The 15152-nt window shown below is 69.9% G+C and carries 16 protein-coding genes and 2 tRNA genes; 7 read left to right on the top strand and 11 right to left on the bottom strand.

Annotated features, from left to right (window positions below):
- Positions 1-11: 11 nt before the first annotated feature.
- Positions 12-818: a hypothetical protein gene (locus AB8619_RS10235; protein WP_436792539.1), complete on the bottom strand. Its 807-nt coding sequence runs from the start codon at positions 816-818 to the stop codon at positions 12-14.
- Between the two features lie 94 nt (positions 819-912).
- Here AB8619_RS10235 and AB8619_RS10230 point away from each other — a divergent pair.
- Positions 913-987 (top strand) — tRNA-Cys (locus AB8619_RS10230).
- A 214-nt stretch (positions 988-1201) separates the two neighbouring features.
- Here AB8619_RS10230 and AB8619_RS10225 read toward each other — a convergent pair.
- From AB8619_RS10225 to AB8619_RS10195, 7 genes are all read right to left on the bottom strand, one after another.
- Positions 1202-2725, bottom strand: coding sequence for a hypothetical protein (locus AB8619_RS10225; protein ID WP_436792538.1), 1524 nt, complete (start codon positions 2723-2725; stop codon positions 1202-1204).
- A gap of 167 nt (positions 2726-2892) precedes the next feature.
- Positions 2893-3528, bottom strand: a complete 636-nt coding sequence (locus AB8619_RS10220; RefSeq protein WP_436792537.1) for a DJ-1/PfpI family protein — start codon at positions 3526-3528, stop codon at positions 2893-2895.
- 29 nt (positions 3529-3557) lie between these two features.
- Positions 3558-4523: a GlxA family transcriptional regulator gene (locus AB8619_RS10215; protein WP_436792536.1), complete on the bottom strand. Its 966-nt coding sequence runs from the start codon at positions 4521-4523 to the stop codon at positions 3558-3560.
- 163 nt (positions 4524-4686) lie between these two features.
- Positions 4687-5373, bottom strand: a complete 687-nt coding sequence (locus tag AB8619_RS10210; RefSeq protein ID WP_436792535.1) for an HAD family hydrolase — start codon at positions 5371-5373, stop codon at positions 4687-4689.
- A complete protein-coding gene (locus AB8619_RS10205) occupies positions 5370-5516 on the bottom strand; it encodes a hypothetical protein (RefSeq protein WP_436792534.1) in 147 nt (48 codons plus the stop codon). Before AB8619_RS10205 ends, AB8619_RS10210 begins: the two co-directional genes overlap by 4 nt.
- A complete protein-coding gene (locus AB8619_RS10200; RefSeq protein WP_436792533.1) occupies positions 5513-5986 on the bottom strand; it encodes an Lrp/AsnC family transcriptional regulator in 474 nt (157 codons plus the stop codon). Before AB8619_RS10200 ends, AB8619_RS10205 begins: the two co-directional genes overlap by 4 nt.
- Positions 5987-6094: 108 nt before the next feature.
- Entirely contained in the window at positions 6095-7726 is a 1632-nt protein-coding gene (locus tag AB8619_RS10195; RefSeq protein ID WP_436792532.1) for an HD-GYP domain-containing protein, read from the bottom strand.
- Between the two features lie 150 nt (positions 7727-7876).
- On the opposite strand from AB8619_RS10195, the gene AB8619_RS10190 reads away from it, so the two are divergent.
- Positions 7877-7950: transfer RNA gene (locus AB8619_RS10190), tRNA-Val, on the top strand.
- Positions 7951-7976: 26 nt separating this feature from the next.
- On the opposite strand, the gene AB8619_RS10185 is transcribed toward AB8619_RS10190, so the two are convergent.
- The 3 genes from AB8619_RS10185 to AB8619_RS10175 are packed head-to-tail and all read right to left on the bottom strand — an operon-like array spanning position 7977 to position 11116.
- The gene (locus AB8619_RS10185) at positions 7977-8579 is read right to left on the bottom strand and encodes a histidine phosphatase family protein (RefSeq protein ID WP_436792531.1); all 603 of its coding nucleotides are present in this window, start codon (positions 8577-8579) and stop codon (positions 7977-7979) included.
- A 23-nt stretch (positions 8580-8602) separates the two neighbouring features.
- Positions 8603-9049 carry a hypothetical protein gene (locus AB8619_RS10180; protein WP_436792530.1) on the bottom strand — a complete coding sequence of 149 codons (447 nt, stop codon included), beginning with the start codon at positions 9047-9049 and terminating at the stop codon, positions 8603-8605.
- Between the two features lie 24 nt (positions 9050-9073).
- The gene (locus tag AB8619_RS10175) at positions 9074-11116 is read right to left on the bottom strand and encodes a copper-translocating P-type ATPase (RefSeq protein WP_436792529.1); all 2043 of its coding nucleotides are present in this window, start codon (positions 11114-11116) and stop codon (positions 9074-9076) included.
- Between the two features lie 135 nt (positions 11117-11251).
- Here AB8619_RS10175 and AB8619_RS10170 point away from each other — a divergent pair, with 135 nt between their 5' ends.
- From AB8619_RS10170 to AB8619_RS10150, 5 genes are read left to right on the top strand one after another with little or no spacing between them, the layout of a single operon-like run.
- Positions 11252-12400, top strand: a complete 1149-nt coding sequence (locus AB8619_RS10170) for an FG-GAP repeat domain-containing protein (protein ID WP_436792528.1) — start codon at positions 11252-11254, stop codon at positions 12398-12400.
- Positions 12397-12936, top strand: coding sequence for a MauE/DoxX family redox-associated membrane protein (locus tag AB8619_RS10165; RefSeq protein WP_436792527.1), 540 nt, complete (start codon positions 12397-12399; stop codon positions 12934-12936). Before AB8619_RS10170 ends, AB8619_RS10165 begins: the two co-directional genes overlap by 4 nt.
- Complete coding sequence (locus AB8619_RS10160) at positions 12933-13805, top strand: twin-arginine translocation signal domain-containing protein (protein ID WP_436792526.1); 873 nt, start codon at positions 12933-12935, stop codon at positions 13803-13805. Before AB8619_RS10165 ends, AB8619_RS10160 begins: the two co-directional genes overlap by 4 nt.
- A 4-nt stretch (positions 13806-13809) precedes the next feature.
- Positions 13810-14610, top strand: coding sequence for a hypothetical protein (locus AB8619_RS10155; RefSeq protein ID WP_436792525.1), 801 nt, complete (start codon positions 13810-13812; stop codon positions 14608-14610).
- On the top strand, positions 14610-15107 hold the full coding sequence (locus AB8619_RS10150) for a hypothetical protein (protein WP_436792524.1): 498 nt from the start codon (positions 14610-14612) through the stop codon (positions 15105-15107). The genes AB8619_RS10155 and AB8619_RS10150 overlap by 1 nt, the downstream gene beginning before the upstream one ends.
- The last annotated feature ends 45 nt before the right edge of the window (positions 15108-15152 follow it).

Below are 15152 nucleotides of genomic sequence, written 5' to 3'. Positions count from 1 at the left end.
GAAGGGTCTCGTCAGTCGGGGAGGGCGAAGTACACCGGCCCGTCGAACCCTTCGGTCCCCAGCATCAGGCTGTCGACCACGTCGACCGGGACGGTGAAGCACGCGTTCCCGATCGCTTCGTCGCCTTGCTCGATCAGCCCAGAGCCCAGGATCGACCGGGGCACTGCGCCGCAGCTCGCGTCGTAGTCGTTCCAGGTCCCGGTTCCGTCGGACACGAAGAGCGGGATCGAGGCAGGGTTGCCCACGCCGGACGCATCGGTGAACCGCACCGCCACTTCGACGATCAGGTGCTGGCGACCGAACGGCGGGTCGATCGCGGCACCGTTGAACTCGGCCAGGGTCGCGGCGGCGTCACGCTCGACGCTGATGACCTCGATCTCGTACAGGCCGAGAACGTAGGCCTGGCCGAAGGGGATGGGGTCGCCGGCAGAACCGATGGTGGTCGGATCGAGATCCGTCGAGGGCGGCGCACCGGGGTCGCCCGAGGGCGTCTGGGGGATCGTGTCACCCGGAGGACGCGTCGTCGCCGACGTCGACGGGCTGGTCAGCGGCGGGGCGATGGCCGCCGGATCGTCGGACTCGGAAGCCCGTCCTGCGAAGAAGCCGATCACGATGCCGATGAGCAATGTGACCACGGCGATGATCGTGGCGGCGCCGGGGCCGAGACCTCCCTCGGGTGGTGTGGGGGGCGAGGCGGACACCCCGAGCGGGCTGTTGCCGGGGAGCGTGCCCCACGAGCCGGGACCGGACGATGCGGGGACGCCCGGTGGCCGGAAGTGCGGCGGCGGTGGGCCGGGTGCAGGGGAAGAACGGGCCATCAGCCCGTCGACGCTACCGTCGCCGGCGGCGTCGGAACGGGCGGCCCGAGAGGTGCGGTCTGGACGGGCGCCTCAGGTAGGGTGGCCCGCTCCAGGCGGCGTGGCCGAGTGGCTTAGGCAAGGGACTGCAAATCCCTGTACGCGGGTTCGATTCCCGCCGCCGCCTCCAATTTCTCAGACCTGCGGATGTACGCAGCGTGCCGATCGGCACGTACCGCGTCGAAAACGTCGTGGAACGTACGGATCGGTACGTTCCGTGCACGCTCGACGCTCGGTCCCTCGACGCTCGGTCCCTCGACGCTCGGCCGGCCTTCGCCGCCGGCTGAACGCGAAGAGGGCCCGGCCTCGCGGCCGGACCCTCGTCGGTGCAGGCGAGCTGGCGGTCAGTCTTCGGTGCGGACCATCCGGCGGATGCCGAGGGCGCCACCGGCAGCGATCGCTGCGAAGACCATCATCAGGGCGTCGTTGCTACCCGTCCGGGGCAGGTCAGGCGCCGCCGGGGTGGCGGGCGTGGCGGTGTTCGACAGGACCTCGGTGAAGGTCGAGGTCTGGCCGAGCGAGGCGACCTTCAGCGACAGGCCGTCGCTGAGAGCCGACAGGCCGCCGGTGTCGCCGAGCAATTCGGTGACCGGGGCCAGCAAGCTGTCGCCGCCGAGGATCCCGCCGACCGAGTCGATGGGCAGCGGGAGTCCGGCGAGAACGCCGCCGAGTGCCTCGTCGGTGAGGCCGGTGACGTCGAGTCGCAGCCCGGTGAACGTCGCTTCGGACACGATCGCTTCGCCGGCCTCGCTCACGCCGCTGGTCTCCTCGAGGATGCCGAGGTCGATGAGGTCGAGGCCGCCGAGGGCGGGATCGATCTGCGCCAGGAGGCCGTCGACGGCGCTGGTGACCTGTTCGACGGCGGCGAGCACGTCGACCTCGGGAAGCGGGAGGCCGAGGACCGAGATCCCGCCGAGCGTCGCCGTCACGTCGGCGAGCGACGAGTCGAGCGAGTCGGTGGCCTTGGTGACCATCCCGACGTCGAGCGCCTGGAGCTCCAGGAGCGCCGTGCCGTCGAGCAGCCCGAGCACGGTGTCGAGCACCGGGGTCAGCAGGTCGAGCAGAAGATCGGTGTCGACGGGAAGTCCGTCGAGCACGTCGCAGAGCGGGTTGCCGATCGGCAGGGGGAGCTCGACGCACACTGCTCCGTCGTCGACCGCCAGCAGGCCGTCGACGACATCGGTGAGGCCCTCGACCGTGAGGCTTTCGAGGTCGAGCAGGTCGACCGGGAGGTCGAGGGCGTCCAGGAGCGGGGCGAGCTGATCGAGGAGCCCGAGCGTCCCGACGAGGCCGAGGAGCGTGTCGGGCGACAGCGCGTCGAGCGGGATGCCGAGGCCGGCGAGCAGATCACCGAGTTCGAGGATGGCGAGGTTGTCGATCACGAGGCGACGGCTGCCGTCGGCCTGCTGCGTGAGTGCGCTGGCGTCCATGCCGAGCTGGGTGTTGTCGAGGCCGGCGATGCCGCCGAGCACGTCGAGGTCGGCCACGCCGGCGGTGATACCGGCGACGGCGCCGTCAGCGTCGAGCAGTGCCGAGAGCGCAGCCGGGAGGAGCGCTCCGCCGAGTACGGGGTTCGAGACGGGGACGTCACCGCTCGAGGCGGTGTCCTCGTCGCCGGTGCTCCGGACGTCGAGCAGCCCGATGCTGTCCTCGACGCCGAGGGCGGGGGCTGCGACGGTCAGCGCATCGAGCGCTGCGGCGGCGGCGGCCTCGGACACGTCGGTGTCGGTGTTTGCGCCGGCGAAGTCCTGCAGCACGTCGAGTGCCAGCAGATCGCCGACGTCGAGGTCGACGACGGACAGGCTGCCGACCGTCGATCCGACGCCCGGCGTCTCCGCCGAGGCCGGCGCAGCGGCAGCCGTGAACACGGCCCCCGCAACGAGGATTGGAACGAACCGAGACACGCGGCATGTAGATGCTCCCCAACTGTGGTGACGGACAGATCGAGAATGTCCTGATTCGGGGAGATTGGGAATGACCTGGACGGGCCATTTGGTGTGTGCGTGCGGACTAGTCCTCCCGCTGAGCGGCGTCGTCAGCCCATGACGGCACGGGCGTTGCTCCGGAGGAAGTCGACGATGTCGGCCGGTGCCTTGTCGGGCGATCCGGCGTCGAAGGGCGGTTGCGGGTCGTACTCGATCCCGAGTTGGATCGCCTGGGCGATCTCGTCTCCGGCGATGTGGGCCGCGAGGCGGAGCGCCATGTCGATTCCCGACGAGACCCCGGCGGCGGTCACGATGCGGCCCTGCTCGACGACCCGCTCCGACGTCGGCGTCACCCCGAAGTCGCGGAGCTGATCGAGGTACAGCCAGTGGCAGGTCGCGGCGAGGCCGTCGAGGATGCCGGCGGAGGCGAGGATCAGGGAACCGGTGCACACCGAGGTCGTGAACGTCGATGTCGCGTGTGCGGCGCGCAGCCACTCGTGGAGCACGCCCGGTGCCATCTGGTCGGCTTGGCCGGGACCGCCCGGGACGACGACGACATCGGGCGAGGGCAGTTCGTGGAGTGCGGCATCGGCGACGAGGCCGAGACCGCCGACGTCGTTGCGGACTTCGCCCGGCGACTCGGCCACGAGGGTGACGGTGGTGCCGGGCAGGTTGCGCAGCACCTCGTACGGGCCGATGGCGTCGAGGGCAGTGAAGCGGGGGTAGAGGACGATGGCGACATCCATGAGGAACTCCTGTGGTGGAAGGCGTGGGGTCAGGGGAGTGCGGTGAAGCGCGCCCGGTACTGCGCCGGGGCGACGCCCACCTCACGGAGGAAGGCGCGTCGGAGGGTCTCGGTCGATCCGAACCCCGCGGCCGTGGCGATGGCGTCGATGCCGTCGCCGGACTCCTCGAGGCGGCGACGGGCCACGTCGACGCGGATGCGCTGGACGTAGCGGGCGGGTGTCTCGCCGACCTCGTCGAGGAAGAGTCGGGTGAGGTGACGCTCGCTGTAGCCGACCCGCTCGGCGAGTCGGGCCACCGAGAGGTCGCTGGCGGCGTTGTCCTCGATCCACGTCTGCAGCTCGCGGATTCGTTCGAGGTCGGCGATCTGTGCCGCTCGGTGCGCACTGAACTGCGACTGCGATCCGGGTCGACGCAGGAACAGCACGAGACGTTGGGCGACGGCGAGCGCGACGTCGGCACCGAGGTCCTCTTCGACCAGGGCCAAGGCGAGGTCCATGCCGGTGGTGACGCCGGCGGAGGTCGAGACGTTTCCGTCGCGGACGAAGATCGGGTCGGGGTCGACGTCGACGTCGGGATGCATGTCGGCGAGCAGGTCGGCGACGGACCAGTGGGTGGTGGCCTTGCGGCCGTCGAGGAGACCGGCGGCGGCGAGGACGAACGCACCGGAACAGACCGAGACCACGCGCCGCGAGCGTCCGGCCAGGACGTCGACGGCAGCCACGAAGGCCGGGTTGCCGACCGCCTGCACGGTGCCGTCGCCGCCGGGTACGACGACCGTGTCGATCTCGGCCGGCGCATCGGTCATGGTCCCGTCGACCCCGATTCGCAGGCCACTTCCTGCTCGGACGTCGTTGCCGTCGAGGCTCAGGACCGTGATGTCGTAGGCGCCCCCGCCGACGGTGTCGTCTGCGGCAGCGAACACCTCGAGCGGGCCGTTGACGTCGAGGCTCTGGATGCCGTCGAAGGCCGTGAAGAGGATGGGGCGGGGCCGCATGTCGCCATCATCACCCGTTCCCACGATGTCGGCAACGACACCGACCCCTCAGATCCAGACATGCACGTAACGTGCCGATCGGTACGTTGCAGGCGCTTTTCGACGCGGTACGTGCCGATCGGTACGTACCGAACCGGGGGGGGCGTGGGTCGTTGGGGCGTGGTCAGTCGAGCAGGTCGCGCAGTGAGGCGATGTGGTCGTGACCGTCGTCCTCGCAGAGCCGGCGGGGGTCGAAGTGGACCGACCGGAGGCCCGCGGCCTGCGCGCCGAGCACGTCGTAGTGGACGCTGTCGCCGACGTGGAGCGTGCGACCCGCCTCGGTCCCGAGGGCCTCGAGTGCCGGCGTGAAGATGGCCGGGTCCGGCTTGGCGACCCCGATCGCACCCGAGTCGACGATGACGGCCACGGGGACGAGCGGGCCGTCGCCGGCCTGGCACACGCCGGCGTCGGCGAGGATCGAGTCGACGGTGCCGTCGGCGTTGCTGACCACGGCCATGGCGATGCCGGCGTCGTGGAGGGCTCGGATCGACTCCACCGAGTCGACGATCGGTTCGCACCACAGACCCGACGGTCCGAACAGCGACTGGATCGCCTCGACGCCGTCGCGATGCTGTCCGTCGGCGAGTCCCACGTGGTGGCAGAAGGCCGGGACGTACTCGCCGAAGGTCTCCGGCGCCGAGCGGGCGCGGTCGACGGCGTGCATTGCTCGGTAGTGGCCGTCCCAGAACGACTCGCGATCGACCTCGAGTCCGGCCGCGGCGAACGCATCGGCGAGGCGCTGGTGGCTCGGCACCGTGAAGACGCCGCCGACGTCGAGGGTCAGGGCGTCGATGCCATCGAGGCGGCTCACGGACCCTTGGGCCGCTGTTCTTCGTCGGCTTCCATCCGATCGACGCGTCGGCGGGCGACCACGAGGAGCACGGCGAAGAGCACGAGCGGTGCGAGCACGAACAGGATCTCGTCCCATCCACCCTGGTGGGCGAGGACGGTCACTCGTCGATGACCTGGTCGACCAGCGGGAGCACGCGGAAGCGGAGCTGCTCGGTGAGGGCGACCTGCGTCGTGGTCCGTTCGATGCCACCCGTGGCGAGCATGCGGCCGATGAGCGACTGGAGGTCGGCGTTGGTCGGCGCGACGACGCGGCACAGCAGATCGCCACCGCCGGTCGTGGTGTGGACCTCGAGCACCTCGGGGATCGTGGTCAGGTGCGCGACGACGGTCTCGAGTGCGCCCTGGGAGATCTCGAGGGTGATGAACGCCAACACCTCGTAGCCCAGTCGATGCAGGTCGAGGTCGGGGCCGAAGCCCGTGACCACGCCACGCTCGCGGAGCTTGTCGAGTCGCGCCTGGACCGTGCCCCGCGCGACCTCGAGCTGGCGTGCCAGCTCCATCACCCCCGCCCGAGGATTCTCCGCGATCGCTCGCAGGAGTCGAGCGTCCAACACATCGATCTCGGACGTCACCCGATTCGGTCTATCACAGTGCAGATCGCGAGCCATGAGCGGAAACGGGCCGTCGATTCGGGTGATTGCGTCGGATCTCGCTCCCGGAGGGCGTGCCGCCGCTGGTGCTCAGAGCAGCGGCGTGGTCTCCTCCTCGTCGCTGGAGAACGGCGACAGCCCAGGAAGGATGCCGCCGACGCTGCCGGTCGTGCCCTCGACGATCTCGGTGACGGTGTCGATCGTCTCGGAGAGGATCTCGCCCAGGGTCTTGCCCGGTGTTCCGCCGGGCGACGTGGTCGTCGTCGGGGGAGCGGTGGTCGGAGGACTGGTGGTCGGCGGCGTTGATGTCGTTGGGATCGTCGTCGGGCCGGGTCCTGGCGGGACCGACGGAGCGGATGTCGTGGGCGGACTTCCCGGCACCGTCGTCGTCGAGCCCGTCGTCGGCGCCTGGTGACCGGGGTCGTCGTCGGCGAGATCGGTTCCCGGGCTCGACTCGTCGTCGGGTTCGGGGTCGGTTCCGGGGCCGCCCGGTTCCGTCGCCGTCGACTCGTCCGCGGGGTCGCTCTTGGCGCTCGTGCGATGGTGCCCGGGCTCGTCGATCGATGTCGGATCGGCGTCGTCGAGGACATCGCCGACGTCGGCCACCGCGACCTCGCCGGCCGTTCGGGTCCCTGCCGTGACGGCGGCACCCGGCGTCGCCAACAAGGTGAGCGCCATGGCCCCGACGAGCGCCGGCGGAACCGACCCTCCCGTGATCGCTCCGCCGAGCTGCATCGTCCGGCCGACCTGTCGTGAGAACGGCAACGACAGCAGCCAGGAGGTGGGCCCGAGTGCTCGGTGCAGGTCGGAGACCGACACGCGCATGAACGATCGGACGACGGTGGGGTCGAAGTGCGTGCCCGAGCACGACACGAGTTCCTCGCGGGCGGCCTCTGTCGACATCGGTTGCTTGTAGGACCGAGCCGCGGTCATCACCTCGAAGGCATCGGCGACCGCGACGATCCGGCCGCTGGTAGCGATCTCGTCGCCGGCCAGACCGGCGGGATAGCCCGTCCCGTCGAACCGCTCGTGGTGTTGGTCCATCGCATGGATCCAGTCCCCGAGCCAGGGACGGAGGCTCCCGGCGAGCGCCGGCCCTGCGGCGGGGTGCGCCTTGAGGATGTTCCACTCGTCGGCACTGGGCCGACCGGCCTTGTTCAGGATCTCGGCCGGCACCTCGATCTTGCCGAGATCGTGCAGGAGCGACGCCCACTCGAGGCGGTCGCGTTCCGCACCGGCGAGGTCGAGTTCGTCGGCGAGCAGCATCGTGACAGCGCGCACCCGCTCGCTGTGTCCACGGGTACGGCGGTCGTGCGCGTTGAGCGTCGCAGCGAGCGTGAGCACCTTCGCCGCGACGGACGATTCGCCGGGGTCATCCGACTGCGCCCTTCGGGCCAACCGCTTGGGGCTGGCCGAGCGCAGTGCGAGGCCGAGGCGGTTGGGCACCTGGTCGGGGAACAGCAGCGACAGCTTGAGCAACATGCTGAGTGGCAACAGGCGACGCATCAGCCGTTGGACCACGATGAGCACGACGACGGAGATCGGCAGCGACAGGAGCGTCGGGCCATACCAGGGCATCGACGGGAACGAGTGTTGGATCCACCGACCCGCGTAGACCGAGGACGTTCCACAGGCGATTGCCGGGACCAGATACACAGCGGCCTTGACGGCCAGAGCACGGCGCGGGTGCGCCGCCCAGCGGTTCTCTTGCTTGAGTGGCATCGGCCACCCCCAGGTTCAGATCCCGGTCGCTGCGGACCGAGATTCTCCAAGGGAACATCGGCAGAAACCACGCAAAGCTTGAATCCGAGCCACCGGATCCGCTGCTCTTCAGGTTTCTCTCGGAGCTGGTGCTACATTGCCCTGCTCCCGGGGCCATTAGCTCAGTTGGCTAGAGCACCTGCATGACGCGCAGGGGGTCGGGGGTTCGAATCCCTCATGGCCCACCCGGAAGTGGAACGAGCCGCAGGTCTCAGGCCTGCGGCTCTTCTCGTTCTCCGCCCCCGTCGACGGGAATCCACCCGTGCATGACGTGGCGGCGGCCCAGGTCGTAGGCCCAGTGGTGCCCTTGGCCGGGCTGGTCGCGATGGCGGCCGATCTCGAGATCGGCGAGGTGGCAGAGCAGCAGCGTGCCGACCGCTCCGTGGCCGACGACGGCGACGTCGCCGACCTCCTCCGACGTGGGATCGAGCAGGTCGGCGAGCCCGCCGACGATCCGTGCTTGCGCGTCCACGGCTCGCTCCCACCCCTGGGCCGAGACCGTGGGCCGGTCGAAGAACCCGTCGGCCAGGCGTTCGTGTTCGGCCATCGGGACGAAGCCGGTGGCGCTGCGATCGATCTCGCCGGTGGTCGGTCGCACCTCGACGTCGAGTCCGAGATGGTCGGCGAGGAGTCCGGCGGTCACCGTCGCCTTGGTCTCGGCACTGCTCACGATGCGCTCGATGGACAGGACCCACGGCTGGTCGAGCATCGCCATCGCTCGCCGTCGACCCTCCACGCTCAGCGTCCACTGTGTGACCGGGATGTCCGGATCGACGTCGACGTCCGGATGTGAGATGTAGCGCAGGAGCGACAAGGCCGCTGGTCCGGCGCTGCGGGTCAGGCCCGGAGGGCGATCATGTACTGACCGCCGCCGGGTTCGATCTCCGCGGTGACGGTCAGGTCGGGGTCGAGCCGTGACACCCGATCGACGAGCCACTCGACGGCTTCCTTGGCGTCGACCTCGTCGGGACAACGGGCGAAGATCTCCCGCCCGCCCTTCCGGCTGAGACGGTCCACCGCAGGGATGATCGGGACCGGATCGACCACGAAGAGATGGTCGGCCCACGGCACCACCGCTTCGGTCGCGCCCTTGCCGGTGTTGCAGCCGCGGTGGGCGAGGCGGGGTTCGACCGGCTTGGCCTTCTTCTTGGCCTTGGACCTGGTGGTGCGGCTGTCGATGCTGGGTCCGCGTGGGTCGTTGACCGACATGTCCGGGTCGACGGCTGCATCACACAACCAGCACCGCCACCCGTCCGCGCGGCCGATCTCGTCGAGGCTGTTCACAGGTCGACGGACGGTAACGCGCCATCACCCCGGCCGGAGATCCAACCGTCGGAGCAGCTGGGCGTTGAGTGCGACCACGATCGTCGACGCGCTCATGAGCACCGCGCCCACGGCGGGAGCGAGCACGATGCCAGCCCACGCCAGTGCGCCACCGGCGAGCGGGATGGCCAGGACGTTGTAGCCGGCCGCCCACACGAGGTTCTGCACCATCTTGCGGTACGTCGCCTTCGACAGTCGGATGACCGACAGGACGCTGCGGGGATCGCTCGACGCGAGCACCACTCCGGCCGACTCGATGGCGACGTCGGTGCCGGCGCCGATGGCGAGGCCGACGTCGGCGCGGGCGAGCGCAGGGGCGTCGTTGACGCCGTCGCCGACCATCGCGACCTGAAGGCCGCGCTCCTGGAGCTCGGCGACCTTGTGGTCCTTGTCCTCGGGGAGCACCTCGGACATGACCTCGTCGATCCCCAGGTCGGCGCCCACGGCCTCGGCGACCTGGCGGGCGTCGCCGGTGATCATCACGACCTGGATGCCGCGATCGTGCAGGGCGGTCACGGCTTCGCGTGCTTCGGGACGGACCTCGTCCTCGAGCGCGAACGATCCGACGATGTCGTCCTCGCGGAGCAGGTGGAGGACGGCGGCGCCTCTCTCGGTCCAGGCGTCGACATCGGCCCGGAGCGATTCCGGCACCGCGACGTCGCGTTGGCGGAGCAGCGCAGGTCCGCCGACGGCGTACTCGACCCCGTCGACCGTCGCGGCGACACCGCGTCCGGTGATCGACCGGAAGTCGTCGGCTCGGGCGACGTCACCGCGCTCTCTGGCCGCAGCCACGATGGCCCGGGCGAGCGGGTGCTCGCTGTCGGCCTCCACGGCCCCGGCGATGCGGTGGACGTCGGCGAGGTCGAACCCCTCGGCGGCGGCCACGTCGGACACGACGTGCTCGCCCTTCGTGAGGGTTCCGGTCTTGTCGAAGAGGACGGCGTCGATCTCGCGCATCCGTTCGAGGGCGATCCGGTCCTTGACGAGGATGCCGTTCTTCGCAGCCATCGCGCTCGACAGGGAGACGACGAGCGGGATGGCGAGGCCGAGGGCATGGGGGCATGCGATCACCAACACCGTCACCGTCCGGACCACGGCGTCGTCGGCTCTGCCGACGGCGAGCCATGACGCGAAGGTGATCACGCCGGCGGACCCCGCCACGTAGAACAGCAGCGCTGCCGCTCGGTCGGCCAGGACCTGGGCGCGTCCCTTGCTCTGCTGCGCCTCGGTGACCATTCGCTGGATGCCGGCGAGTGCGGTGTCGTCGCCGACGGCGTCGACGCGGACGCGGATCGCGGAGTCGGTGGCGATGGTGCCTGCGACGACCCGGTCGCCCGTCTCCTTGGCGACGGGTCGCGACTCGCCGGTCACCATCGACTCGTCGACCTCGGCCTCGCCCTCGATGACCTCGCCGTCGGCAGGCACCCGACCGCCCGATCGGACGAGCACCACGTCGCCCGCAGCGATATCGGCGACCGAGACGGTCTCGACGTCGCCGGCGTCGCCGACGCGTTCGGCGTCGTCGGGCAGCAGTTCGGCGAGCGCCTGGAGCGCCGAGCTCGCCTGGCCGATGGCCTTCATCTCCTGCCAATGGCCCAGGAGCATGATCGTGATGAGGGCAGCGAGCTCCCACCAGAACTCGAGGTCGAAGAGATCGAGGCTCGACGCGAGCGACGACACGTAGGCGACCGTGATCGCCATGGCGATCAGGAGCATCATCCCCGGTTCGCGTGTCCGGGCCTCCGAGACCCCGCCCTCCAGGAACGGCCAGCCACCCCACAGGAAGAGGACGGTGCCCAGGACGGGTCCGACCAGTTCGATGCCGGCGAAGTCGAGTTCGTAGCCGAGCCAGTCCATCACCATGTGGCTGGTGGCGATCACGGGGACGGACAGCACGAGGCTCCACCAGAAGCGGTGGCGGAACATCGCGGCGTGGTCGCCGTGACCCTCGTGGCCGGCGTGGTCGCCGTGCCCGCTGTCGGGTGTCTCGGTCGTGCGGTGGTCGTGGTCGTGGTGGGTGGCCGTCATCACAAGGTCCTCTTCCCGGGCAACGTGCAGAGGATTCACGATGCGCTGCATGGATCATGCATATACCCTAGGGGGGTATAGTGCAAGGAGTTCCTGATCGAGAGCGGTCGACGGCGGCCGATAGCGTGAGTGGCCGTGCGTCGCCATGTCCTCCTCCTGTTCGCGCTGCTGGCCGGCGCTGCGCTGGTGGCGACCTCGGCCGCCTCGTCGTCTGCAGGACTGCTGCCGCCGCTCGCCGGCCCCGCCGACACTCCTGCTCGATCGTCCGACGTCTTCCTCTACGCCAGCGGATCCGACGCCGATTCGCTCTTCCGCACCGGATCGAACGGCAACGCCACCTTCGTCAGCCAGGCGATCAGCGGTCGATACCGGCCGATCACCGGCCCCGGCAACGACTACGACGGCGACGGCTACGACGACATCCTCTGGTACGCCCCCGGTTCTGCTGCCGACTTCATCTGGTACGGCGGCGCCAGCGGGTTCACGTCGGTGGCCACCAAGGTCAGTTCGGCGTACCTCCCGGTGACGGGTCCCGGTTGGGACGCCGACGGCGACGGCCGCACCGATCTGCTCTGGTACGCCGCCGGTTCTGCTGCCGACTATCTCTGGCTCGGTGAAGCGAACCGGACGTTCTCGCAGGTACGCACGTCGGTCTCGGGTGACTACCAGCCGATCCCCGGGTTCTTCGACGGCGACGCGTACGCCGACATCCTCTGGTACCGCCCGGGGCGGGGAAGCGACTACGTGTGGCGGGGGAGCGCCGACGGCTCCTTCGAGAGCACACCGGTCACCATCAACGGCGTCTACAAGCCGATCGCTCCCATGGCCCCCGACTTCACGGGCGACGGCATCACCGACATCCTCTGGTACGCCCCGGGCTCGACCGCGGACTTCCTGTGGCGCTTCGACTCCAGCGGAGTCGCCACCAGCGTGGCGAAGAAGGTGAGCGGCACCTACACGCCGCTGGCCGGTGACTTCGACGGCGACGGCAACGCCGACGTGTTCTGGTACCAGCCCGGTTCGGGCGGCGAGTACGTCTGGTACCTCGACGACGCCGGCGCACACGCCCAGACGACGTTGTCGGTGAAGGGCGACTACCTGCCCACGTTGTCGGGAAGCCATGGATTCGACCGGGACGGAACCACCGACATCATCTGGTACTCGCCGACCGGCGCCGACCACCTGTGGGACGGCACCGCCGGTCGCAGCTTCACCGACCAACCGCTGTCGTTCGACGGCCTCTACCTCCCGCTGGTCGGCGGATACGTGAACGATCCCTCATGAGTCTCGTCGTGGGTCCGCTCCACCTCTTCGCACTGCTCCTCGTGATCAGCGGCGCCGACAAGATCGGTGACCCCACCGCGGCGAACACCGCCATGCGCGAGGCCGGACTCGTCGGGAAGCGGCGGGCGTGGTCGGCGGCCGGACGGGCCCTCGGGGCAGTCGAGGTCGTCGTCGGCGCTGCCGTGCTCGCATTCGGTGGCGTCGTGCCGGCGCTGGCGATGGCCGCCGTGTTCCTGGGATTCGGTGTCTTCCTCGTCGTGCTGCAACGCCGAGCGGCCGGGGTGTCGTGCGGGTGCTTCGGGTCGTCCAGCGCCCCACCCGGGATCTCGCACCTCGTGATCGACGTCGCCGCCGCAGCCACCGGCCTGGTCGCCGCCGCGACCGGCGCGCCGGATCTCACCGCCGTCCTCGACGAGGGCGTCGTGTCCTTCGCCACCCATGTCGTCCTGATCTCGGTCGGTGCTGCGCTGTTGATCGCCGTGTCCGGCGTGTTCGAAGACGTCAAGAACCAACGAGAGGTGCTGCGCTCGTCATGAGTCTGACCACGACCCTCACCGAGCGGGCATCCCAGTTCGTCGGCCGGAAGACCTCGCGTCGAGGCTTCCTGGCCCGCAGTGCCATCGTCGGCAGCGCGATCGCCGTCGCGGGCAAGGAGTTCGTGCTCGAACCCCGCTCGGCCTACGCCGCCACGTGCGGCTGCAATGGCCGCAACTGCGACTGCGGCAGCCTGTGCTGCGACGGTTACACCGAGTTCTGCTGCGCGATCTACGGCCAGAACTCCTGCCCACCCGGCACCCTCCTCGCTGGATGGTGGAAGGTCGACGGGTCGAGTTACTGCAACGGTGCCGCCCGCTACTACATGGACTGCAACGACAGTTGCGGCGGTTGTGGCTGTGGCGCCAACGGCGTGTGTTCCGGAACGTGCTCCGGCGCGAACTGCGGGTGCCGGAGCTGTGGCAACCGCAAGGACGGGTGCACCCACTTCCGGTACGGCAACTGCAACAACCAGGTGCCCTGCGTCGGGCCGATCATGTGCCGGGTGGTCACCTGCACCAAGCCGTGGGAGATCGAGCCCACGTGCACCACGGCGAGCCGGGTCGACAACGCCACGCGCAACCACCACCGTCCGTGCCTCGAAGACGCCTCGGGGACCCTCACCTCGGTGACCACCGAGCCCGGAGGCCTCCGGATACGTGGCTCCGTCTCGGGCAACGTGACGCCGGCGGCCCGAATCGAGGTGTTCGTCGACCGTTCACCGGTGCAGTCGTTCCTGGTCGGCACCGGATCGTTCGACGTGCACATCACCCAGGGCCCGGGGATCCACGAGGTCTGCGTGTACCTCGACGCCGGCGGATCGTCGGAGCCGGTCGAGGTCGGCTGCAAGACCGTGACCAGGATCTCGTGACCCGATGACGTTCCTCCTCCTCACCCTTGCGATCGTCGTCGCCCTTCTGGCGTTGCTCGTCGTGGGTCTGCTGCGGAGTCATGCCGAGATCCTGCGTGCGCTCCACGACAACGGGATCGTGCTCGACCCCGACCGGGAGCACGACCACGACCACGCCACGGCGACCACCGTCGGAGCGGCCCCGGTCATCAACACCCGTGCCGGGGTGCCGTCGCCTCGCACGACCGACTCGACCCGTGCCGCCGGGATCTCCGGATCGACGCCGGCCGGAGCGACTGCGGCCATCCCGGTCGCCGGCCGCGATCACGCGACCCTCCTCGCCTTTCTCACCAGCGGCTGTTCGACCTGCGCCGGCTTCTGGGAGGCGTTCTCGGCGGGTGTCGACCTCCCGCCCGAGACGCGTCTGGTGATCGTGACCCGTGGCGCCGACGGCGAGAGTCCTGCTGCGGTCGCTGAGCTCGCGGCCCCCGATCTCACCGTCGTCATGTCGTCCGAGGCATGGGACGACTACTCGATCCCCGTCGCCCCCTACTTCGTGCTCGTCGACGGACGCAGCGGTCTCGTCGCCGGCGAAGGCGCCGCCGCGACGTGGGACCGGGTGACGGCCCTGCTCGGCAAGGCGCTCGCCGACGCGGGATACGACGGCGAGAACCGACTCACGCGTCGCGACCTCTTCACCGCTCGGCCCCGCCAGGACCGAGCCGACCGTGAACTCGCCGATGCCGGGATCCTGCCCGGCGATCCGCGTCTCTACCACGACGAGTTGCCGGTCACGCCCGACGATGGTCCCGGAGGCGATCAGTGATGCAGATCGAAGGCCACGGCATCGCCGTCGAACTCCCCGACGGGTGGGAGGGGTCGATCGACCGCCGCCCCGAGGAGGCACAGGCCTCGGCGTCCGGGACGTCCGAGGCCGCCGGCGCCGGCGCACAGGTCGATGCCGAACACCCCATCACCCATCTGGCGAACTTCCCGCTCCCGACCAACCGCGGTGACTACGGGAGCGGTGCCGTCGAGACGATGAGCTCGACCGATGTCCTCGTGTGCCTGCTCGAGCACGGCAGCGAGGACGTGGGGACGGCGCTGTTCGCCTCCGAGGGCATTCCTCGCCTGACGCCGGCGCAGTTCTCGCCGGCGGCGATGCAGCGCACGGTCGAGGGGCTGAGCGGCACCCAGGCGTTCTTCACGGAGAACGGTCGGGCGTTCTGCCTCTACGCCGTGCTCGGGAGCCACCGCGATCGCCGGACGCTCGTCCCGGTGATCAACGACCTCCTCGACACGCTCCACATCGCTCCCGCGTAGTCTCGCTCTCGCGATGCCAGACGGTGTCGTCACCGACTCCGGGGG

Origin of the sequence: Actinospongiicola halichondriae (assembly GCF_049103745.1) — a bacterium.
Lineage (GTDB): Bacteria > Actinomycetota > Acidimicrobiia > Acidimicrobiales > Salinilacustritrichaceae > Salinilacustrithrix > Salinilacustrithrix halichondriae.
This window is presented reverse-complemented; position numbering and strand designations above follow the sequence as displayed.

Coding starts and splice junctions, on each gene's coding strand:
- AB8619_RS10235 (WP_436792539.1), bottom strand. CDS start 818: ATGGCCCGTTCTTCCCCTGCACCCGGCCCACCGCCGCCGCACTTCCGG.
- AB8619_RS10220 (WP_436792537.1), bottom strand. CDS start 3,528: ATGGATGTCGCCATCGTCCTCTACCCCCGCTTCACTGCCCTCGACGCC.
- AB8619_RS10215 (WP_436792536.1), bottom strand. CDS start 4,523: ATGCGGCCCCGCCCCATCCTCTTCACGGCCTTCGACGGCATCCAGAGC.
- AB8619_RS10195 (WP_436792532.1), bottom strand. CDS start 7,726: ATGCCACTCAAGCAAGAGAACCGCTGGGCGGCGCACCCGCGCCGTGCT.
- AB8619_RS10175 (WP_436792529.1), bottom strand. CDS start 11,116: ATGACGGCCACCCACCACGACCACGACCACCGCACGACCGAGACACCC.
- AB8619_RS10165 (WP_436792527.1), top strand. CDS start 12,397: ATGAGTCTCGTCGTGGGTCCGCTCCACCTCTTCGCACTGCTCCTCGTG.
- AB8619_RS10160 (WP_436792526.1), top strand. CDS start 12,933: ATGAGTCTGACCACGACCCTCACCGAGCGGGCATCCCAGTTCGTCGGC.
- AB8619_RS10155 (WP_436792525.1), top strand. CDS start 13,810: ATGACGTTCCTCCTCCTCACCCTTGCGATCGTCGTCGCCCTTCTGGCG.
- AB8619_RS10150 (WP_436792524.1), top strand. CDS start 14,610: ATGCAGATCGAAGGCCACGGCATCGCCGTCGAACTCCCCGACGGGTGG.